This is a genomic window from Leucobacter chromiireducens subsp. chromiireducens (assembly GCF_016758255.1).
Lineage (GTDB): Bacteria > Actinomycetota > Actinomycetes > Actinomycetales > Microbacteriaceae > Leucobacter > Leucobacter chromiireducens.
This window is the reverse complement of sequence record NZ_QYAD01000002.1, coordinates 340682-361305: the sequence shown is the minus strand read 5'-3', so window position 1 is coordinate 361305 and position 20624 is coordinate 340682. Positions and strand designations below refer to the sequence as shown.

The following is a 20624-nucleotide window of genomic DNA, read 5'->3' as shown; positions in this document are numbered from 1 at the left end:
TTACTCCCGATCGTCCGCAGCGGTTGCGCGGCGCCGCGCGAAGAGGACACCGCCGAGGAGCAGCACTGCCGCCGCGCCGCCAACGATCCACCAGGTCGCACCAGCACCGGACCCGCCATCGCCCGCGGGAGCAGCCGCGAGCGGGGTGGCCGAGTAGAGACCCCACGGCCCATTCTGGGCGAGAATCACGCCACCCTCAGCGGGCTGCTTCTGGACATCGGTGAAGCGGTCGGAGCGGTACGCCTGGAAGGCATCGCCGTAGTAGAGCACATTGTTCGAGGCCGACTCATAAATCAGCTTCTGTAGCCCAACCATCAGTTCCGCACGCTTGTCCGCGTCGAGCTCCGAGTGCATTTGCGCGTACATCGCGTCGAACTCCGGTGAGCACCAGTTCGATTCGCTGGTTGCGCCTGAGCCGTCAGCGTTCGGGCGCGAGCTGCACTGGTTGAGCGCCATCAGGAAGTCGGGATCGGGTCCCATCGACCAGCCGGTGAAGTACAGGTCGTAGCGACCCAGAACCGATTCGTCGTTCACCTGTGCCGCGGACAGCATGGTGGTCTTGATCTCGATGCCGATGTCTGTGAGCCACGGCTTCACGAAGTCAGCGACCTGCTGGTGCGTGGAGCTCGCAGAGTTGCCCATGAGGCGCAGGGAGATCGGTGCCCCGTTCTTGTCAAGACGCAAACCGTTCGGTCCCATCTCGTAGCCCGCATCGTCCAGCATCTTGTTCGCCGCAGCAGGGTCGAACGCGAGCGGCAGCGAGGCGGGGTCAACATCCCAGTAGAACTTCGGGTAGAGCGGCGGCACCTCACCGGTCGCCTGCGCACCGTGCCCGCCAAGCACCTTGTCAAGCAGAGTCTTCGAGTCGATCGCGCGGATAATCGCGCTCCGCACGACGGGGTCGTGGAGCACCGGGTTCCCATCGCCCAGAGGCTTGCCGTCAATGTCGGTCGCCCCCGGGTTGATCGCGATTGAGGAGTAGCCGCGGCCCGCACCCGAAACGGTGGTGATCCCGTCAATTCCTTCGAGCGCCTCGAACTGCGCCACCGTGAGATCGCCGATCATGTCAAGCTCACCGGTCTTGAGCGCCTGCACTGCGGCATCCGAGTTCTTGAAGGGAATCCACGTCACACCGCCGGACGGCGCAATCCCGTGGCGGTAGTTCGGGTTCGCCGTCATCACGACCCCATCAGTCTTCGAGGAGGACTGCACAATGAACGGGCCAGACCCCACGGCATCCGCGTCGTTCGCGAACCCTGCGGGGTCGTCGATCTTGGACCACACGTGGCTCGGAACGATCGGCAGATCGGTTCCGGGGTTCGCGCCCTGCGGGTCGCGCAGCTGCATCACGACGGTCTCCGCGTCGGGCGCCGAGATGCTCTCGATGTTCTCCACGAGCGAGCCGTTGGCCATCTTCAGCGCGTCGTCGCCCTGAATTGCCTCGACCGTCCAAATCACGTCGTCGGCGACAATCGGCTCGCCGTCCGACCACTTCGCACCCTGCTCCAGGTGGAAAGTCCACTCCTTGGCATCGTCGCTCGCCTCCCACGACTCAGCGATCGCGGGCGTCTCCGTGTTGTCTTCCGCCGCCCATTCCACGAGCGGTTCGTACTGCAGCCGCATGATCTCGAGGCTCGTCCAGAGGACTGAGAGAAAGGGGTTCATTGTGTCGACGTCGCCCAACAGCGCGACGCGAATCGCGGGCTTCTGCGCCTCAGCGTTCGCAGCTGGGGCAAGCCCTGCCAGAAGAATACTCGCCGCGCCCAGCCCGGCGAGCGTGCGCGCAGTGCGCCGCCGCCAGCGCGAAGCGCGCCCAGTTGTGTGTGCCGTCATCGTTGCCACTCCTTTGTGTTTACGTTTCCCAAATGTGCAATTCGTCGGTGAGTGACCGCCTGGGCCCTTCGCGTGAATATCCCGGGAAAACCGCACAAAATCAAGGAAATTCAATCCGAACGAAGCTTGCACTCGACAAGGTATCGGTGAATGATAGGAATCACAAGATCAACTTTTGGCGACAGCGCGGTCGCCCACCCCAGGAGGATCCGATGTCTAAACCCGACACCGCCGCCCGCCTTACCGCCGCAGAGCTCTGTGCGCGGCTCATCCGTTTCGACACCTCGAACTACGGTGAGGGTCGCAGCGCAGGAGAGTCAGATCTCGCCACGTGGATTCACGCTGCGCTTGAGCGGGCGGGCTACGAACCGCACATCGTCGGCCCGTCGCCCGCGCGCGCATCCGTGGTGCTGCGAGTTCCCGGCACCGACGCCACGCTGCCCGCGCTCCTCGTACACGCGCACACTGATGTGGTGCCCGTCGAACCCTCGCAGTGGACGGTCCCCGCATTCGCGGGCCGCATTTCTGACGGCTATGTGTGGGGTCGTGGTGCGACCGATATGAAGGACATGGTGGCGATGACGCTCGCGACGCTGCTCGAGTGGGCCCGCGCGGGGACCCGGCCGCGCCGCGACATCGTCGTGCTCTTTGTCGCGGATGAGGAGTCGGGCGGCGAGCACGGAGCGCTCTGGCTCGTACGAAACCGGCCGGAGCTCTTCGCCGGGGTGAGCTTCGCGATCGGCGAATCGGGCGGTGACGCGACCGAACTCGCGGCGGCGGACGGCACTCCCGTGCGCTGCTATCCCATCGCCACCGGGGAACGGGGGACGCTCCACCTTCGCCTGCGCGCGCGCGGCACGGCCGGGCACGCGTCGCGTCCGCATCCCGGGCACGCGCTCGAGCGACTCATCGCGGCCTGCCACCGCATCAACACGTACGCGTGGCCGCTCCGACTCACCGAGACCGTCCGGAGCTACATCGAGACGATCGACCGCGCGCTCGGCAATGATCCCGATCTGGAGAGCGAAGCCGGCGTGCTCGCTGCGATCGATCGACTCGGCCCCGCGGGCGACGTCGCAGCAGCGACGATCCGCTGCACGGCGACGACAACGGTGGTGAACGCGGGAATGACCGTCAATGTGATTCCGGGCTCTGCCGAGGCGCTCGTCGACGTGCGGTGCCTCCCCGGCACGGAGGAAGAAGCCGTCGAGACGCTTCGTGAACTCATCGGCCCCGATCTCGACTGGGAGTTCGTCGATCGGCAGTCCCCGGTCAGCGCCCCCGCGGACTCCCCCTGGTTCGATGCGATGCGCGACGCCATTCTCGCGCACGACCCCGAGGCGGTCGTGCCTCCCGTCTGCATGGGTGGCGGCACCGACGCAAAGGCGTTCGCGCAGCTCGGCATCGCGGGCTACGGTTTTGCTCCGCTCACGGCCGACCCGGGCGGGCGTCGCCCCGCCGGCGCCCACGGCGCGGACGAGCGGATGCCAGTCGCTTCGATCAACGGTGGTCAGCGGATTCTCGAGGAGTTTCTCCGACATGTCTAATCCCGCATCGCTCGCGTTCGACGCAGAGCGCTTTGCTACCGAGCGGGTCGCCGCTCTGCGCTCCCCGGCTTCCGTGCTTGCCGTCAGTGGAGCCGATCTCGCACGCGTGGCCGGGGTAGGCGACCGCGGGGACGGCCTCCCGCCGGACTGCGAGACGGTGTTCCGGATTGCCTCGGTGACGAAGTCATTCACCGCGGTGCGCATCCTCCAACTGCGCGATGCCGGACTTCTCGATCTCGAGGCCCCGGTGTCCGCATACCTCCCAGGCGCACGCATGACCCCGGCGCACTGGGCCGCTGAGCTTCGGCTTCGTCATCTCCTCGCGATGTCCGGCGGGCTCCCCACCGATGACGCCTGGGCCGATCGACTCGAGGCGCTCCCGGCCGCGGAGTTTGACGCGTTGCTCGAGAGCGGCATCCGTCTCGTCCGCGCTCCCGGCACGGGATACGAGTACGCAAACCTCGGCTGGGCAATGCTCGGCAGGATCGCCGAGCGCATCGATGGCCGACCGCTCCCTGCCCAGGTCGAAGCAGAGGTGCTCGTACCTCTGGGCCTCACCGGCGTGCGTTTCACCCCGCCCGCCGGACGACCGCTCGCGGTGGGTCACGCGCGCAGGCGTGGCACGTGGATTCCGCAGCCACTCACCGGGCCCGGAGCCTTCTCCGCGATCGGCGGGCTGTTTGCTTCCGCGGCCGATCTGCTCCGCTGGGCTGCATGGTTGGCCGCCGCGTTTTCTGGCGGGGGCGCAGCAGTGCCCTCCGACGCCGAGGATCACGTACTCTCCGCGGCAAGTCGGCGCGAAATGCAGCGAGTGCAGTGCGCGTTCTCCCCCACCGCCGGATACGGGTACGGCCTCATCGTGGAGGAGACCCCCGAGCACGGCAGAGTCATCTCACACTCCGGTGGCTATCCGGGATTCTCCGCGCACCTCCGCTGGAGCCCTACGACCGGGCTCGCCATGTGCGGCCTCGAGAACGCGGGCTACTCCGGACTCTACGACACGGTTCCTGGAGCATTCGCGCGGCTCCAGGAACGCGCCCAGCCGATTGTCGAGCTGGGCGATCCCCAGCCGTTCATTCCCGTGCCGTCAACAGAACTGGCCTCGCCGTGGCCGGAGACCCGGGCGGCCGTTACCACCGTGCAGCAATTGTTCGATCGTCCGGCCGAGCTCTCTGGGTGGTCCGCGGCAGAACGCACTTCTTTCGCGGCCTGCGTCGCGCAGGACCTCCCGCTCGCTGAACGAAGTGATGAGTTCGCGAGAGCACGCGTGGCGCTCGGGCCAGACGCCGCCCCCGATCCCGCAGGTCCCTGGTTTCCCACCGCCGCACGCGCGCTCTGGCGTATGATCGGGCGGCAGCAGGAATGCGAGCTCGGCGTGGACCTCAGCCCCACCGAGCCGCCTCGCATTCAACGGATCACGCTTCGCGTGTACCGCAGGTCGGACCGAGAGGACGCGCATGCCCCCCAGCCCTGACAGCAGCTCGACCCCGCGGCGTCGGTCGTCGGCGCTGAAGTCACGGATACTGCAGGCTGAGCGGGCCGCGTTCGAACGCGCAGCCGTTGCATTCGAAACGGATGCGGCGCTTGAGCGTGCAGCCTCCGTGATCGCAGGAAGCCGCCGCCGTTTCGTGCTCGGCAGGGGCGCCTCACACGGGCTCGCGACCGCGCTGGCAACCGCGCTCAGCGCAAGTTTTAGCCAGGTGACGCTCGCGGCACCACCGGCGCTCGAAGCGCTCGATCTCCTCGCAGACGTGCGTGGCGGGGACTCGCTCATCGCGCTCTGCACGCGTCCATACCGGCGCGACGTCGTGGAGATCTCGCGCCAGTACGTCGCGGCTGGCGGCACGCTCATCATTGTGACCGACAGCGCGGACTCCCCCTTGAGCGCCTTCGCGGCGGAACAGGTCATTGTCGACACCGAGGACCGGGAACTGGGAGACACCTCGGCCGGCATCGTGCTCGCGCTTCGACTGCTCGCCGACCTCGCCGCCGCAAGCTCTAAGGGGGCCACGCGGCGGGCCCAGGAGCGTGACCGCCTGGGAGAGGCACTCGATCTCTACGTCCCAGCCCAGCGGTGGGACGGTCGCGCACCCGATCCCCGCCTCGGCGGGAGTGTGGTCTAGCCGGCCGCAAGCCGCGAACGCGCGCACAGCCTCTCTCCCCCCTGAACAAAGAAATCGCGGTGTGCGGAGGAAACCTTCCGTTTTCCTCCGCACACCGCGATTTCGCCACGGGATGCAGTGCCCTGCGAGGCGTGGCCCGCCCGCCGGCATTGCGGGTGGCGGGCCACAGGGTGGGGATTTAGCCCACACCCTCCATCATCTCCGTGTGCGTGTTGCCCACCCGGGCGAGCACCTCGGGGCGGTTCCGCTTCACCCACCAGAAGCGAGCGAACGCGGCGAGCATCGTGAGCGCGAACAGGTACGGGATCACGTTGATCGGGAACGCGGGTACGGGCCACACGTTCGCAAAGAAGACGTATCCCATGGCCACCACTGCGATGACCGCGCAGAGCCACACGAGTCGGTTCGGGATCCCGGCCTTCGTCGTGTACACCACACCTGCAATCGCGACGAGCGCGTACGCAACCATGTAACCGTAAGTGCCGTACGTGTCGACCCACACGACGATATCCATCGGGTGCGTGCCCGCGAGCAACAGGATGATGTCGAGGATGATCGCGGCGGGGCCGGCAATGAGCAGCACGCGGTGCGGGGTGAGGTGCGTCTCATGCGTGCGGCCGAAGCGCTCGGGCATGATGCCCTCCTTGCCCATCACGTAGACGATGCGGCCCACGACGTTGAGCGGGGCGACGACCACGGCGAAGAAGGATGCTGCGACGCCGAACACCAGGACAGGCGCGAACCAGCCAGGCATCCCAATCTTGTCGTTGATCGCCTGCAGGGGGCTCGCCACCTTGCCGAGCTCATCGCCCAGCACGGCAATCTGCGTGTACGCGGCGAACACGTACAGCACGCCGACCACGACGGCGCTCCACATGATCGCCCGCGGGATTGCGGTGTGCGGGTTGCGTGCCTCACGGCCAAGCGCGTCAGCAGAGGAGAAGCCGACGAAGCCGAGGATACCGAGCACCATGCCCGCCGCGACGCCTTGGAAAGGCACGCCCTCGAAGGAGAACTGCGTGGGATCCCACGCGTCCGGCCCGAGCCACACGAGCGCGGCTACGAGCAGGATCAGGATGATCGCAACGGAGGCGAGCTCGAGCACGAGCGAGACGCGTGCCGAGATCCGAATACCGCGGATCGTGAAGAAGGTGCCAAGGCCACCGATGATAATGGCGAGCGCGATCAGCCAGCCGGTGCTGCCGGCCTGCGAGATCCCGAAGATCTGCAGCAGGTCGGACATGTACGAGATCGCACCGCCGAGCGAACCTGCGGCGATACCCCACGAGCCGATGAGCAGCGCGGTGCCTGCGGCGAACGCGCCCGTCGGGCCGAGGCCCTTCGACACGTAGGTGTAGAGCGATCCCGCGGAGGCGTGGCGACGGGCAAACATCGAGATGATGTAGCCGACGCAGAGGATCACAATCGTTGCGAGCACGAAGGCGAACATCGTGCCGTTGCCCGCGCCCAGGAAGATCGAGGCGGCGGTGAAGGCGATGACGGCGCTCGGCGCGATGTTGGCGATGGCCTGGGCCGCGAGCTCGGGGCCAGACATCACCCCTTCGCGGAGGCCGGCGTCGACCTTTCGTTCTGTGGTCTGAGTCATGTCAGTACGTGAGTCTTTTCTCTTCGTCGAGGAAGTGGGTCGGGTTACGGAATGAGCAGCGTGCGCAGCACGCCGCCGGCCTGCAGGTCGTCGAGCGCCTCAGCGGCCTCGTCGAGGGGGCGGCGGCCCGAGATCAGCGGATCGAGCTTCAGCTGGCCGTCCATGTAGCGGTCGACGAGCGCGGGGATGTCGATCGACGGACGCACGGAACCGTAGTTCGAACCGAGGATGCGCTGGTCGGCCTCCGCGAGCACGAGCGGCTCGAACGAAGCCTTCGCACCCGTGGGCGGCAGCCCGACGATCACGGCAGCGCCGCCGAGGCCCAGCATCTGGATCGCCTGCTCGGTGGTCGAGGTGCGGCCGATCGCGTCGAACACGTAGTCCACGCCGTCAGGCATGAGCTCGAACAGCTGCTCGACCGCGTCGCGCTCGGACGCGTCGATGCGGTCGGTCGCGCCGAACTGCAGCGCCATCGTGGTCTTCTCGGCCACGACGTCGATCGCAATGATGCGCTCGGCGCCCGCGAGCTTCGCGCCCTGCACCACGTTGAGGCCCACGCCACCGCAACCGATCACGGCAACGGTTGCGCCTGGCTCGACGGCGGCGGTGTTCAGCACCGCGCCCACACCGGTCGCAACGGCGCAGCCGACCACGGCGATGACATCGAGCGGGGCATCGTCGCGCACCTTGATCGCGCCCGATGCGGGCACGATGACCTCTTCGGCGAACGAGGAGACGCCGAGGTAGTGGTGCAGCGGCTCTTCGCCGGCCGAGAGGCGCGAGGTGCCGTCAAAGAGCACGCCCTGCGGCGCAACAACGGTGGCCACCTTCTGGCAGCGCGCCTCGTGCCCCTGCAGGCAGTAGCGGCACTCGCCGCACGGCGGCACCCAGCTGAGCACCACGTGGTCGCCCACTGCGAGCGAGGTGACGCCCTCACCCAGTTCGACGACAACGCCAGAGCCCTCGTGGCCCATCACCATCGGGGCGGGCGCATCCCACTCGCCGCGCTTCACGTGCAGATCCGAGTGGCACACACCGGCGGCGGCAATCTTGACGCGCACCTCCCCCGCCTTCGGGGCAGCGAGCTCGACGTCGAGAACCTCGACGCGGGTCTCCGGATCGCGGAACACCACAGCCTTCATCAGGAAAACTCCTTCGTAATTCGATTCATTCGGCTCGCGTGCCAGCCGGAGTGTGGCTCGGCGCGAGGACGACTCAGGCGATCGTACGGAGCTTCGGTGCGCACTGTCACTGCACCAGGTGTCGGTTCCTGAACACTCAGATCACCACTTGGTACACTTGAGGCATGGCTCTCGACCTTTCCGCGGTCGTCCGCGCGGTCGGCGGACGCTGCCTTCCGCAGCGGCTCGATGAACGCACGCCCGTCGACGGCGTAACCGCACTGCACGCGTACGTCGTGGTGGGCAACCCGAACTACGCCACGCTCATTACCGGCCCTGAACAGGACCTTCTCGACCGGCTCGCCGCGGGTGGCCCCGCACGCGAGGCGCTGCTCGGCGCGGTGTTTGTCAGCCCGAGCAGCGATCCCAATCTCGCGGCAGCGCTCGCCGAGCACGGGATGACCGCGATCCTCGGCACCCGGCTCGCGGACGTGGCCCTGCATGCGACGCTCACCACGATCATCTCGGAGGATCGCGCAGCAGCGGATCGGCTCGTCACCGCGGGCATGAACGTGCTGACACAGGTCGCCCGCCGCGGCGGGATTACCGCGGTGATTGCCGAGCTCGCGCACCGCATCGATGGCTGGGCGGTCCTCCTCGATGCGCAGGGCCAGCTCATCGCGAGCGCGGGCGCCGGCCGCCTCCACGTCTCCGACGCGATCGCCGTCGCGACTGGGCGCCCCGTGCGCGTGCGTCACCTCGGGCTGCAGCTCCACCAGGTCGGATCGGATCGGGATCTGGCCGGTCGCCTCGTGATCGCCACCCGCTCCAGCCGTACGAGTCACGCCCGCGACCTCGCCTCGCTCGCCGCGGCATTGTTCGATCTCCTGCTGCGCACCCACGACCCCACCCTCACCGAGCACTTGGGGCGCGAGGCGTTGCTCGACATTCTGCTCGCCGGCGGGCCGGCCGCGCCGCGGCTGCTGCACCGATGGGGTGTGCACGAGCCCATGCTCACCGCGTTCGAGCTCGGGGCAAAGACGCGCACCATTGACGCAGAACGCCTGCTTCGCCGTTGGTTCGACGAGCTGGGCGCAGAGCACGTGTTTGCCGCGGGGCCCGGCCGAGTGCGCGGCTTCATGCGCCCCGAACTCACCCCCGAGATCATCGCTCGCGTGCAGAGTTTCTCACCCGTGGCGGGCAGCCGGCTCCATCTCGGAGTCGGGTCGCCCGCGCCTGTGGACGCGCTCTCACGCAGCGCGGTGCAGGCGCGCCAAGCCCTCGACGCCGCGTTTGAGGACGGGCAACCGGCGGTCGAGTACGCAACGCTCTCAACCGTCGGTCTCGTGTTCTCCGCGCTCGATCACGCTGCGGGCACGGAGATTGCCAGCGTGCTTGATCCGCTCCGCGGGGCAGATGGCGCGCACGGGGAACTCACGGAGACGTTGCGGGTGTTTCTCGCAGAGCTCGGCGCCCACCGCGCAAGCGCAGAGCGCCTGCGCATCCACCGCCAAACGCTCGTGTCGCGCGTGCGTCGAATCGAGGAACTCACGGGGCTCTTCCTCGACCGCGCCGACGACCGCACTGCGGCGTGGCTCGCGCTGCGGGCCACCGGCGTGTAGGCCCGGACGCCCGGCGCTCGCGAACGAGCAGCAGGCCGCTACTCGCAGACGCCCTTCGCGCGCATCTTCGGGTCGGACACAGCAGTCGGGGCGAGATCCGCAGACACCGTCACTGAGCCCGTACTCGAGAGGGCGATGTCCGTGAGCGTGATGCCCGCGGGGAGCTGATCACGCACGCACACCGGCTCCGGCCGCAAGATCGGGTCAAGGAGCGTCCCAGTAGCTGCCGCAATCTGCTCCGCCGTGAGGTCGAGCCCAGCCGCGCTCACCTGCTTTGGGGTGAGGATGACGTCGCCGTTTGCCACGCCGAGATCCAGCGCAACGGTCACGGGAATCTCTTGCCCGAGCAGCGGAATCGAACGCCCAACGAGGAGCGAGCCGTCTCGTACCTCACCGGTCGTCGCGACACCCTTCGTCACGAGAGACACGATCGAGCCGAGCTGATCCTGCGGCACCGTGAGGCGGACTGATCCATCTCGAATCTCACCGCTCAGCGGGTTGAAGGGCACAAGGCCAGCGGTCACCTTCGCGTCAGCAACGATCCCATCGGTGATCGGCGCATCCGGCACGCTCACTGACACATCGCCAATACCCCCGCGCAGGGCGTTGAGCAGGGCGGATCCGCCTAGATCTACGTCTACGGGGTGATCGTCTGAGATCTTTAGCTGCGCGCGTGCCACACCCTCGATCACTCCGGGGAGGAAAAGCCTGAGCCCCAGCTCCCCCAACCCAGCGAGCACGGCGAGCGCGATGAGCACGCCCAAGAGTTTCTTCCACCAGCTGGACGTACCTCGCGCCATTGCCACACTCCCTCGGGACTATTGTGATCCGAGCCTAGCGGTTTCGCGGCTAGAGGCGCTCGGGCGCGCTCACACCAATGAGATCGAGACCGTTGCGCAGCACCTGGCCGGCGGCGTCGTTTAGCCACAGGCGGGTGCGGTGCAGATCGGTGATCGGCTCCTCACCCATCGGCAGCACGCGGCAGTTGTCGTACCAACGATGGAACGCTGCAGCGAGCTCCTCGAGGAACCGCGCAATGCGGTGCGGTTCGCGCAGCTCCGCGGCACCTGCAACGATGCCGGGGTACTGCTGCAGCTTGCCGAGCAGTTCCGTCTCGGTCTCATGGGTCAACAGTTCGGGCGCGAACGCGCTCCGCTCAAGTCCCGCGGCGGCAGCGTTCCGATCGACCGCGCAGGTGCGGGCGTGCGCGTACTGTACGTAGTGCACCGGGTTGTCGTTCGAGCGGCTGCGCAGCTTCTCGCCGTCGAGCGCGAGCGGCGAGTCTGCCGGGTAACGCGCGAGCCAGTAGCGGAGGGCATCGGCGCCGAGCCACTCGAGCAGATCGTCGAGCTCAATGATATTGCCCGCACGCTTGGAGAGGCGCGCCCCGTTGAGGTTCACGAGCTGCCCGATGAGCACTGTGATGCTCGTCTCAATGTCGTCGCCCGCGGCACCCGCGATGGCGGTCAGGCGGCCGATGTAGCCGTGGTGATCCGCGCCCAGCAAGTAGATCTTCTCGGTGAAGCCGCGATCCATCTTGTCGAGGTAGTAGGCGGCGTCGGCGGCGAAGTAGGTGTAGATGCCATTGCCGCGGGTGAACACGCGGTCCTTGTCATCGCCGAACGTGGTGGTGCGCACCCAGATCGCATCGTCTTCCTCGTAGACGTGCCCCTGCTCGCGCAGGCGATCGATCGCCGCAGCAATGGGGCTGGGCTCGCCATTCGGTCCATCCGTGTGCAGTGTGCGCTCGGAGTAGAACACGTCGAAGTGCACGTTGAAGCGCTCAAGCGAATCCTGAATCTCGGCGAGCTGCAGCTGGTACGCCAGCTCCTGCGCCTGCTCGAGCGCGGCATCGCGGTCGTTCGCAGCGAGTTCCGCAAGGCCCGGGATCTGCTCACGCACGCGTGCGCCGAGCGTCTGGATGTACTCGCCCGGGTACGCGTCCTCGGGTGCTTCCTCGCCGAGCGCGGCGGCAAGCACCGAGCGGCCGAACTTGTTCATCTGCGCGCCGGCGTCGTTGATGTAGTACTCGTTCGTCACCTCGGCGCCCGCAGCGCGCAGCACGCGCGCGGTCGAATCGCCGAGCGCGGCCCAGCGGGTGTGCCCCATGTGCAGCGGCCCGGTCGGGTTGGCCGAAACGAACTCGAGGTTGATGCGCTGGCCGGCGAGGGTGTCGCTGCGGCCGTAGTTTTCGCCCTGTTCCACAACGCGGCGTGCGGTTTCGCCCGCGCTCGCGGCGTCAAGGGTCAGGTTGATGAAGCCGGGGCCGGCGATTTCCGCCTTGGCAACGCCGTCGATCCCCTCGGCAGCCGCCGCGATCTCCTGCGCAAACTCGCGGGGGTTCACCCCGAGGCGCTTCGCAAACTTCATTGCCACGTTCGAGGCCCAGTCCCCGTGCTCTCGGTTCTTGGGTCGCTCCACCTGCGTGTCGGAATCGGTGACCACGAGGTCGAGGCCGCGGGCCCCAACGAGGTCGGTCACGATGCGGGCAAGGGCGGAGGAGAGTTCTTGTGGCGTCACGAGGACTCATTCTAGTCCTGAAGCGGCGCGCCCCGGCCCCACGCGGTGCGCGCCGGCGTTCCGTTGTGCGCTAGGCTGAGAGGGTTGCACATGCTCGCCTCCGTAGCTCAGGGGATAGAGCGCCGGTTTCCGGTACCGTAGGTCGGGGGTTCGAATCCCTCCGGGGGCACTGCAACACTTGGCTCGCAGAGCGAGTTCTATTGAGGGGCTGACCGGCTAGAAATAGCTGGTCAGCCTCTTTTTTATTCCCTTCTGCCCGTCGGGCCGGCTCGCTCCTCTGGCTCAGCGTTCTGAAGGTCCGTAGGTCGGCGTGGGGCAAACGTGGGGCAAGCCGTTATCGCACGAGTGGGAAACGGAGCACGTTGTCGGGGAGCTCGTCCGTAGGCGCCGGTGGTGCCGGCAGCTCTTCCGGGGCAAGACGTGGGTCTCGGATGGCAGTTGCGGCTTCGGCTCGCACCTTGGAGCGGCGGTGAGCGTAGCGCTCGGTCGTGCTGATCGATGAGTGCCCGAGCGGTCGGCAATCCCCGCGAGGGATAGTCGCGCTCCTGATTCACTAGTTACGCATATCGCTACCTTGTTGTGCCAGATGAATATGAGCCTCGACCGTCGTCAATATGGACAACCGTGAGATGGATCGCCACAGGAGAATAGCCGCGGTCAGCACACAGCGAGGTGATCGCGGCGTGTGCTTTGCGACTAGTTTCAGTAGCACCCGCGTCCGCATGCACGCCGAATACTGCTTCTACTCGAGCATTTTTAGCCGATTGGTGCTCCCAGCGGATGAGCGGTAGCTCGGCCTGAGGGGTTCCCAGGAGTTGAGCGCCAACATCGACCGCTTTCGAGATGACGCCACCCGCACGGAAAAGTGTAGTCACCCCCGGAACGGTTCGGATTGCAGCTTCGATATCCGCGGTCATTGCCTGATCTACCGGGCTGATCATCGGATTCCTTTCTTTGCAGGTCGAAACTGCTGAACATCTCGCACAGTGATATCAATCCCATCCACGCTCAGCGTGGTATGCGCGTCCAATCGAGCGCTGATCTCAGTACGGAGGCGTTCTGCAATATCTGGGATCGGCACACCGTACGGGACGCTGACCTCAACGTGAACCCGCACCGGCTCCCCCAGCACCGTGACATCGCCCTCGAACCGGCATTTGCCGATAACTACGCCAGGCACAGTGGCCTCTGCTGCGCGGATCATCCCCCTGACCGCGCCCTCAGTGATCCCGAGATCAACATCGGGAGTGGGGGCGGTGAGGGGGATGCGTCGTCCAGCATGCGCATCCAGGGCGATACCGGAGAGGATGCGTTGTACCCATGTCTCCTCGGGTTCAGGTTCTCCAGCGGTATCGAAGGCAAGGAGCTCGGGAGTGAGGTCGCGAAGTCGGCCCAACGCGTCCAGGGCGATGCGGCAGCCGGGCGATGCTTCGATAGAGGGGTCCGTGGGTGTGCGCCCAGCGTCCAAGTAATCGGAGAGTTCTTCAATGGTGTGCCCGTCGAGGTCTTCGAACCGGGGCATGGGACTCCGCAGATCAGAGATCTCTTGATCATTCATCGCCAATGCTCCATTCGAACAATGATGTCTTTACGCGCACGGGCGAGCAAACCACGAACTGTCGATACCGGGAGATCCAAGTCTTGGCCGATTTCCTCATAACTGTAGCTCCCGAGCTCACGCAGCACCCAGCATTCACGCTGTGCATCGGGGAGTTGGTTGATCGCATCGCTGAGCGCCGCGATCCCTGCTCGAGCCTCAGCCTGTCGATGCGGGGCCATCCGTTCAGGCGCCATTAGTTCCGTCTCGTTCAGATCAGCGCGGGGTCCGGTGGATCGGATGCGGTCGATAGCCTTGCGGCCCGCAATCCGCAACAACCAGCTCCTCACTCGGCCGGCGTCTTCCAGCTTCGGCAGCTGGTCCCAAGCGGCGATAAACGCGTCTTGGACAACGTCATCAACATCCGCGCTTCCGGGGAGAATCCGTCGCGCATACGCACGCATCATCGGAGTGTGCCGGCGAACCAGAGCGGCGAATGCTGCCGTGTCCCCGTCTGCAGCACGCCCGGCGAGAATCCGATCGTCCGCGTACTCCAACGGGTTGCGGTAAGGCTCACTGCTCATCCTTCATCCCCCTGATTTGAAGGGCACCTCTCCAGCGAGGGCCAACGGGCGGTGCGATGCCCACCCATTTCCCCTCATCATGACCGGTAAGCGTCAGTTAGTCCACGGGATAGGAGGTTGTGTCACTTCTCCGCACGTCGCCCGGTGAGCAAACCGTAGATGAGCAATACCAGGATGGAGCCCCCAACCGCGAGAAGCCAGGTTGAAAGGTTAAAGAAGCCCTGCAAGTTGACATTGAAAACGAGACCGCCGAGCCATCCACCGAGCATCGCCCCGACGACGCCGAGCAGCAACGTAACGAACCAGCCGCCACCGTGCTTGCCGGGAAGAATCAGCTTGGCGATCGCTCCCGCGATCAAGCCGAGAATGAGGAAACTGAAAAAGCTCATGAGAGCCGTCCTTTCGAATGTGCGAGATTTGGGAACCGGTGCGGGGATTCCCCGCCCCGGTGGCAGTGTTACTTCTTGAATGCGTCCTTGATATCCTCCGCTTTCTCCCGAATCGTGCCCTTCGCTTGCTCCGATTTCCCCTCGGCGACGAGCTTGTCGTTGTCGGTAGCTTTGCCTGCTGTCTCCTTAATACCCCCGACGACTTTCTCAGCTGCGGCCTTGATCTTGTCTTCTGCGCTCATAGCGTGATTTCCTTCCATTCTCTGAAACGCTCACCAGATTGGGGAGCGAGGTTCCGTGGACAGTGGCGCACTGTCGGTGTGCGCTAGCTTCCAAGGAAGTTTTTGCGAGCCTTCTCGAATGATCTTCTGGCGTTCTTCGCCATACGTTTGCGCGACTTCTTGGCTTCAGGGTTGGTCCAGAGCCGTTCGAGTTGATGCCGAAGGTCTTCGTAGTTCTTCCCGCGTGCTTTCGCCGACTCAACACCGACCAGATAGGCGGCGACGGCGATCACACCGAGTATCAGTACATTTTTGCGCATCGCTTGTTCCTTTCGTCGCTCCCCCCGCATTTGAGGGAGTCAGTTCACCCGGGATTTGTCAGCCGCGAGCCGCGAGCGAATCCCGGCCTGGATCGTCACAATAGTCGGAATCTCCTGCCCCATTAAGACCCCCAGACGGTCGATGAGTTCCGCCAGTGTTTCGGAGACATCAGCAGGAGAAACGTTCTGTCTCGGTGTCACGCTCACATGGAGAATGTCGGCACCCCGAAGCCTGCGGGCGTTTACCTTAGAGGAGAGGATCTCGTCATACGAGGCAAGAGACTGCGTGACCGCGTCAGCCACGAACTCTTGGCGTATGGTAACCGACCCTCTCACCCCAGTTCCGGCATCCTCACGGATCACTACGTTGCTTCTCCCGCCTCCGAGCCGGGCGATGACAACCACCGCGATCGTCACCATCACGAGCAGCAGAACGAGGATCGCGATGGTGAGCCAGCTCACTGTCGTGGCCGCAGCAAGGCGAGACGCTTGCTCTGCACCTACCAGCCATTCCCTGCCGGTCGCTGACCAGCGCAGCCAAAGTTCACCTGCGACGGGCCACCACATGGCCAACAGCATTGCCCCTCCCAGGCCAATCATCAGAATGCCAACGGTGAAGAGGATTGCTCGGTTCAGGCCTCGATTCGTGGCGTTCATGACCCACCGTCCTTTTCTGTGGGCCGGACGACACGCGCTCGTACCTTCACAGGAGGCGACAGCCGATACCCGGAGAGCTCAGCCTCCGCAATGGTGCTTACCTGATATCTGTCGACTGATTGCCCGGGTTCTGGCTTGACCGTGACATCCGCGCTGCGGTGCCCGACTCCCACCACGACGGCGCCCTTCGAGAGGTCCAGTTCACGCCGCACCCGCTCGGCCACGGCCGACGCAATCACCCCGTTGTCAACGATGACAGCGTGCGAGGAGACCTCAAGTTCATGCTTCGGCCTCCGGCCAGGGCCAAGAGCGAACCAGATAAGCATGGTTCCGACCACCACCACCAGGAACCCGCCTGCAACAATCATGCCCTCTCGTTGGTGCGGTACCTCCTGCGGCCATGTCAGCGCTGCCCCTGGCGAGATCAGCAAAGGACTAGCACCCAACAGGCGAAGGACGAGTTCGATACCCGCATAGACGGCAGTCAGCGCGATCAAGACAAGGACGATCACGGCGGGAACGGTGCGCGGAGAGTGCATCTCGCGACGCACTATCCGCTTCAGCACGGCATTCGTCATCTACCTCACCCGCTTTCGCTTCGGAATGACCGCCCCGGTTACCGTGAACGACACCCGATGGATCACCCGTCCTGTCAGCGTCGCGAGTTCTTCGGCAAGCCCGGCCTGAAGTTCATGCACGCGCTCGAGGACTGGAACCGCAGCCTCGAGCGCTGCGAGGTCGCTGAGATCCGGAACGGGGAGTTTCGCGGCGATTCGCACGCCCAATCCTCCGCCCCATTCAGTCACCTCAACGTCCACGTGGTCTCGCGATACCCCGATAGCGACCGCTGACGTTTCCCGAACCACCTTGGCGACAACGCGTTCGTGTACCCGAACGCCGCCCGGCGTGCGCGAATCGATGTCGAACGGGTATACAGCGCTCGGGGGTTCAACGGCCATCACGCTCATGACGACCTCCGCCTCCCCGTGAATGCGCCAGCTAGGGCACGGAGATCTAGCTGGCCTGCCAGAACACGGCCAACCAAGGCCCCAATCGACATCAGGATCCCGACCAGCAAGAATCCCCAGAACCCGAAGACCAGCGCAGCGAAAGCCAGTACTGCGCCGACCATCGACCCGGTCAGCGTGGCACTCATGAGACGCGCGACTCTGTGTCGTCGTCAACGTCGTCGGATGGAAGGTGCACGTCATTCACGTCAACGTTCACTTCGACAACCTGCAGTCCAACCAGCCTGGTGATCGCTGCGGTCACTGCGCTGCGAACGTTCTCGGCGACATCCTGGATGGGGGCAGGGTAGTCGACAACGATTGTGATGTCGGCGGCCGCCTGGGTCTCGCCGACCTCAACCTTTACCCCTTGAGTGAGGTCCGTCGCGTTCACCGCGTCCCGGATAGCACCGAACGCGCGAGCGCCTCCCCCGCCGAGTGCATGTACGCCGGAAACCTCCCGAGCTGCGATACCCGCAACCTTCGCGACCACGCCCTCGGCTATCGTTGTCCGTCCCGTCGAACCATTGTCGGCGGTCGAACTCTGCGGAACTACAGGCGCTCGATCTACTCGCGGCTGCACCGGAGCCCCTCCACGCCGCGGCGCCTGGGCGCCGTTCTCGGGAGCGACCGTCGCCTTCGTTTCTTCCGTACCCATCAGAACTACCTCCACGTTTCGTGGCACGACCGCCGGCCGCACCATCTTTTGAGCGAAGAATGACGCCCTGTGTAGAAGACGGGACGAGACCACGAAATGTCACAAATCCGCTGCAACTCGTTCGTGGATCGTGGAAAAGCGAACTTCTGCAGAGGATCTCGTGCCTCGAGATTTCTCAACCGACGCCGAAGGCGCTCAGGGTGATGGGTTCGCGCTGGTACTGCGTGCCGATCGACTACTCAACCGGAAGAAACGGCGCACCCCGTTTGGGCTCGCGTACGCGCTATTCGAGTACAGCGAGGCATTCGGCTCCGCACGGTGGCACGCACCTTCGGACTCTCAGAAGCCCGCATACTTCGCTCTCGTCACCTCAATGAAGCGACATACCTCTGAGGCTCCCGGCAGAGATTGAAAGGCAAATCGCGAGTCTCTCACTCTGCCGCAGAGAGCTGCCGCGCCACAGAAAATACCATGCTGTTGAGCCATGACTCGTAGTCGCGATGGTCCCACCTGGCTTCAAGGACGAGTTGGCTGTACCCCTCCGGTGAGAGGAGGAAAGAGAGCCCGTCTGCCAGTGCCTCACGATTCACCCGTGACGATGCAATGCCTCGGCTACATAGTTCATCTACGAGGACAAGCATGTCTTTTCGCCGTCGTTGGCGGAGGCCTTCGAGCGCATCATTGAGGTTGCTGTCAGATATTGCGGCGGACACCAACGCAGCCCAGAGCCGACTACTGCGACGGTTTGACTCAGCGACGAAGTGAGTAATACCGAAGACGTACTTCTCATTGTCCTCGTCTGCCGTGATCTCGACAATAGGCTCATGCGACGCCAGCGTGTCGATCCCTTCGGCGCCTGCAAAGCTCAGTTCGAATGCGGCGAGCAGCAGTTCACGCTTCGGGCCACTTGCCTTCATTGTCCCCAATGAGACCCCCGCTTCGCGGGCCAAATCAGCAAGCGATGTGCCCTCGTATCCCGCGGAAGCGAACAGCTTGGCAGCAGCACGAACCACACGCAGCCGCGTCTCTGCCGCCTGCTCCTCACGAAGCGGAGAGCTGTAGGTCCGAGCGACTGGTTGGGAAGATTGAGACGCAGACATTTGACTAACCTTATGGTTTAATGAATTACCTATCAGGCTCCAGCATAGCCGGATTGCCTCTCAACTCCACCGAAAGGACACCGGTGTCCGCCGTTCTTCTCTGCAGCACTCCAGTTCATGGGCATGTGACCCCGCTTCTCGCGGTCGCGCGCCACCTCCACCACAGCGGTCATCGCGTTCGCTTCCTCAGCGGCGCGAAGTACCGGGAGGCGATCGAAGCAACCGGTGCAGAATATCTCGCACTCCCCGCAGACGCCGACTACGACGACTCAGACATGGATGCAGCGTTCCCTGGGCGGGTTGGCCGCACGGGTGCGGCGGGCATTCGATACGACATCACCGCCATATTCCTCCGTCCGGCACTGAGCCAGCTCGCCGCTGTCGAGGCAGCACTCGACGCGGAAGCTACTGATGCAGTGCTGGTAGAACCAATGTTCATGGGAACGCTCGGGCTTGCGGCGAAGAACCGCGAGGACCGACCCGCTGTGATTTCGCTTGGGATCATTCCGCTCGGACTTTCCAGCCCCGACACCGCCCCGTACGGGCTCGGAGTTACACCCATGCGCGGGCCAATCGGGCGCCTCCGCAATTCGCTGCTTCGACTCTTTGCTCAGAAGGTCATCTTCGGCGGCGTTCAGAAGGAGGCGGAGCAGCTCATGCTCGAGGCGACCGGGAAACCCTTGAACGGGTTCTTCATGAACGGGCAGGAGCGCGCCGACGCAATTGTGCAGTTCTCAGTACCGGGGTTCGAGTATCCACGCTCGAAACTCCCCACTAGCGTCCACTTTGTGGGTCCGGTCTCTCGCTCTGTCCCCTCCGCGGGAGATCTTCCCGAGTGGTGGGAGGAACTCCGCGAAGGGAAGCCGGTAGTCCATGTGAGCCAAGGCACCGTGGCGAACCGTGACTACTCTCAACTCATCGAACCCACAATTGCGGGGCTCGCTGAGGAGGACGTTGTCGTGGTGGTGTCGACGGGCGGCCGCCCCATAGACACGCTGCCATCACCACTGCCAGGAAACGTTCGCGTCGCTCCGTATCTCCCCCACGACCAACTCCTTCCGCTCACCGACGTATTTGTGAGCAATGGCGGGTATGGGGGCGTGCACTACGCGCTCGAGCATGGCGTCCCATTGGTCGTCGCGGGCAAGACCGAGGACAAAGCCGAGGTCACCGCGCGAGTGGGCTGGAGTGGTGCAGGCGTGAACCTCTCAACGAACGCTCCAACGCCCGCGCAGGTGCAGCAAGCGGTCCGCCGAGTGCTCGCCGACGACAGCTTCCGAGAGGCCAGCACCCGCATCGGCGCTGAGATCAAGAGGTCGTCAGGCTTGGCGGGACTCGAGACAGTAATCTCCGATCTTTCGAGCAGCACAAGCCCCGCACCGGGTGGCCTGAGCGTTGAGGGCACGCAAAGAACGATTGGAATCTCGTAGTGCACGCAGGATGCTGAGCGTCGAGCTGGCCACGGCGTCACTCCCTCGGCGGAGGGATGAAGAATCTCGGAGCCACGTGAGAGTCTGAACAGACTCGCTCGAGGAGCTCACCCTCACGAACTCCGATCAATCGTCAAGGGTGCACTTCTCCCGAGTGACCCGCGAGTCAGGCGAGTTTGTGGCGAGCTTTGAGATCCATCGCCTCGGTAGCGGCTGCTTCGCGGCTGGCTGGGGAAACTCGCAGGCTGGGGCACGAGTGAAACCGCTTCATACGCGCAGAGAACTTCGAACTCTCCCGGCCACCACGTATTCTTGCCGCAGCCTCGGCAACGAGAGAGGAACACGTCAC

General features: G+C 64.9%; 21 protein-coding genes, 1 tRNA gene and 1 pseudogene. 6 read left to right on the top strand and 17 right to left on the bottom strand.

The annotated features are described in order from the left end of the window. Positions 1-1833 carry an ABC transporter substrate-binding protein gene (locus D3226_RS07700; protein ID WP_202381904.1) on the bottom strand — a complete coding sequence of 611 codons (1833 nt, stop codon included), beginning with the start codon at positions 1831-1833 and terminating at the stop codon, positions 1-3. Between the two features lie 212 nt (positions 1834-2045). Between D3226_RS07700 and D3226_RS07695 the strand changes: the two genes are divergently transcribed. The 3 genes from D3226_RS07695 to D3226_RS07685 are packed head-to-tail and all read left to right on the top strand — an operon-like array spanning position 2046 to position 5503. Beyond that, positions 2046-3380 (top strand): M20/M25/M40 family metallo-hydrolase, encoded by a 1335-nt coding sequence (locus D3226_RS07695; RefSeq protein ID WP_202381902.1) that lies wholly within the window; start codon positions 2046-2048, stop codon positions 3378-3380. After that, entirely contained in the window at positions 3373-4854 is a 1482-nt protein-coding gene (locus tag D3226_RS07690) for a serine hydrolase domain-containing protein (protein ID WP_202381900.1), read from the top strand. The genes D3226_RS07695 and D3226_RS07690 overlap by 8 nt, the downstream gene beginning before the upstream one ends. Then, positions 4838-5503 (top strand): SIS domain-containing protein, encoded by a 666-nt coding sequence (locus tag D3226_RS07685; protein WP_202381898.1) that lies wholly within the window; start codon positions 4838-4840, stop codon positions 5501-5503. The genes D3226_RS07690 and D3226_RS07685 overlap by 17 nt, the downstream gene beginning before the upstream one ends. Positions 5504-5681: 178 nt before the next feature. Here the strand turns inward: D3226_RS07685 and D3226_RS07680 are convergent, their stop codons facing one another. Further along, positions 5682-7109 (bottom strand): APC family permease, encoded by a 1428-nt coding sequence (locus tag D3226_RS07680; RefSeq protein ID WP_237462569.1) that lies wholly within the window; start codon positions 7107-7109, stop codon positions 5682-5684. Between the two features lie 44 nt (positions 7110-7153). Then, positions 7154-8251: a Zn-dependent alcohol dehydrogenase gene (locus tag D3226_RS07675; protein ID WP_202381896.1), complete on the bottom strand. Its 1098-nt coding sequence runs from the start codon at positions 8249-8251 to the stop codon at positions 7154-7156. 164 nt (positions 8252-8415) lie between these two features. Between D3226_RS07675 and D3226_RS07670 the strand changes: the two genes are divergently transcribed. Then, positions 8416-9852: a PucR family transcriptional regulator gene (locus D3226_RS07670; protein WP_202381894.1), complete on the top strand. Its 1437-nt coding sequence runs from the start codon at positions 8416-8418 to the stop codon at positions 9850-9852. A gap of 38 nt (positions 9853-9890) precedes the next feature. Here the strand turns inward: D3226_RS07670 and D3226_RS07665 are convergent, their stop codons facing one another. Next, positions 9891-10652 carry a hypothetical protein gene (locus D3226_RS07665; protein ID WP_202381892.1) on the bottom strand — a complete coding sequence of 254 codons (762 nt, stop codon included), beginning with the start codon at positions 10650-10652 and terminating at the stop codon, positions 9891-9893. A 49-nt stretch (positions 10653-10701) separates the two neighbouring features. Beyond that, entirely contained in the window at positions 10702-12372 is a 1671-nt protein-coding gene (argS, locus tag D3226_RS07660) for an arginine--tRNA ligase (RefSeq protein WP_202381890.1), read from the bottom strand. A 96-nt stretch (positions 12373-12468) separates the two neighbouring features. On the opposite strand from argS, the gene D3226_RS07655 reads away from it, so the two are divergent. Then, a tRNA-Arg gene (locus D3226_RS07655) sits at positions 12469-12541 on the top strand. Positions 12542-12941: 400 nt separating this feature from the next. Here D3226_RS07655 and D3226_RS07650 read toward each other — a convergent pair. The 12 genes and pseudogenes from D3226_RS07650 to D3226_RS15155 form a co-directional block, all read right to left on the bottom strand. Continuing rightward, on the bottom strand, positions 12942-13313 hold the full coding sequence (locus tag D3226_RS07650; protein ID WP_202381888.1) for a hypothetical protein: 372 nt from the start codon (positions 13311-13313) through the stop codon (positions 12942-12944). Next, complete coding sequence (locus D3226_RS07645; RefSeq protein ID WP_202381886.1) at positions 13310-13930, bottom strand: Asp23/Gls24 family envelope stress response protein; 621 nt, start codon at positions 13928-13930, stop codon at positions 13310-13312. The genes D3226_RS07650 and D3226_RS07645 overlap by 4 nt, the downstream gene beginning before the upstream one ends. Beyond that, a complete protein-coding gene (locus tag D3226_RS07640; protein WP_202381884.1) occupies positions 13927-14493 on the bottom strand; it encodes an RNA polymerase sigma factor in 567 nt (188 codons plus the stop codon). The genes D3226_RS07645 and D3226_RS07640 overlap by 4 nt, the downstream gene beginning before the upstream one ends. 122 nt (positions 14494-14615) lie before the next feature. Continuing rightward, the gene (locus D3226_RS07635) at positions 14616-14882 is read right to left on the bottom strand and encodes a GlsB/YeaQ/YmgE family stress response membrane protein (protein ID WP_202381882.1); all 267 of its coding nucleotides are present in this window, start codon (positions 14880-14882) and stop codon (positions 14616-14618) included. A 68-nt stretch (positions 14883-14950) separates the two neighbouring features. Continuing rightward, positions 14951-15124: a CsbD family protein gene (locus D3226_RS07630; RefSeq protein WP_202381880.1), complete on the bottom strand. Its 174-nt coding sequence runs from the start codon at positions 15122-15124 to the stop codon at positions 14951-14953. 83 nt (positions 15125-15207) lie between these two features. Next, entirely contained in the window at positions 15208-15423 is a 216-nt protein-coding gene (locus tag D3226_RS07625; protein ID WP_202381878.1) for a hypothetical protein, read from the bottom strand. Between the two features lie 39 nt (positions 15424-15462). Then, on the bottom strand, positions 15463-16080 hold the full coding sequence (locus D3226_RS07620) for an Asp23/Gls24 family envelope stress response protein (RefSeq protein WP_202381876.1): 618 nt from the start codon (positions 16078-16080) through the stop codon (positions 15463-15465). After that, complete coding sequence (locus D3226_RS07615) at positions 16077-16658, bottom strand: DNA/RNA endonuclease G (protein ID WP_202381874.1); 582 nt, start codon at positions 16656-16658, stop codon at positions 16077-16079. The genes D3226_RS07620 and D3226_RS07615 overlap by 4 nt, the downstream gene beginning before the upstream one ends. Then, positions 16659-17048, bottom strand: a complete 390-nt coding sequence (locus D3226_RS07610; protein WP_237462568.1) for an NTP pyrophosphohydrolase — start codon at positions 17046-17048, stop codon at positions 16659-16661. 184 nt (positions 17049-17232) lie between these two features. Beyond that, complete coding sequence (locus D3226_RS07600; RefSeq protein WP_202381871.1) at positions 17233-17745, bottom strand: Asp23/Gls24 family envelope stress response protein; 513 nt, start codon at positions 17743-17745, stop codon at positions 17233-17235. A gap of 431 nt (positions 17746-18176) precedes the next feature. Further along, a complete protein-coding gene (locus D3226_RS07595) occupies positions 18177-18662 on the bottom strand; it encodes a hypothetical protein (protein ID WP_237462567.1) in 486 nt (161 codons plus the stop codon). 12 nt (positions 18663-18674) lie between these two features. Further along, positions 18675-18845 (bottom strand): annotated as a pseudogene (locus D3226_RS15155) (TetR family transcriptional regulator); the annotation flags it as partial. A gap of 125 nt (positions 18846-18970) precedes the next feature. Between D3226_RS15155 and D3226_RS07590 the strand changes: the two are divergent. Then, positions 18971-20275, top strand: coding sequence for a nucleotide disphospho-sugar-binding domain-containing protein (locus D3226_RS07590; RefSeq protein ID WP_337248933.1), 1305 nt, complete (start codon positions 18971-18973; stop codon positions 20273-20275). Positions 20276-20624 lie beyond the last annotated feature (349 nt).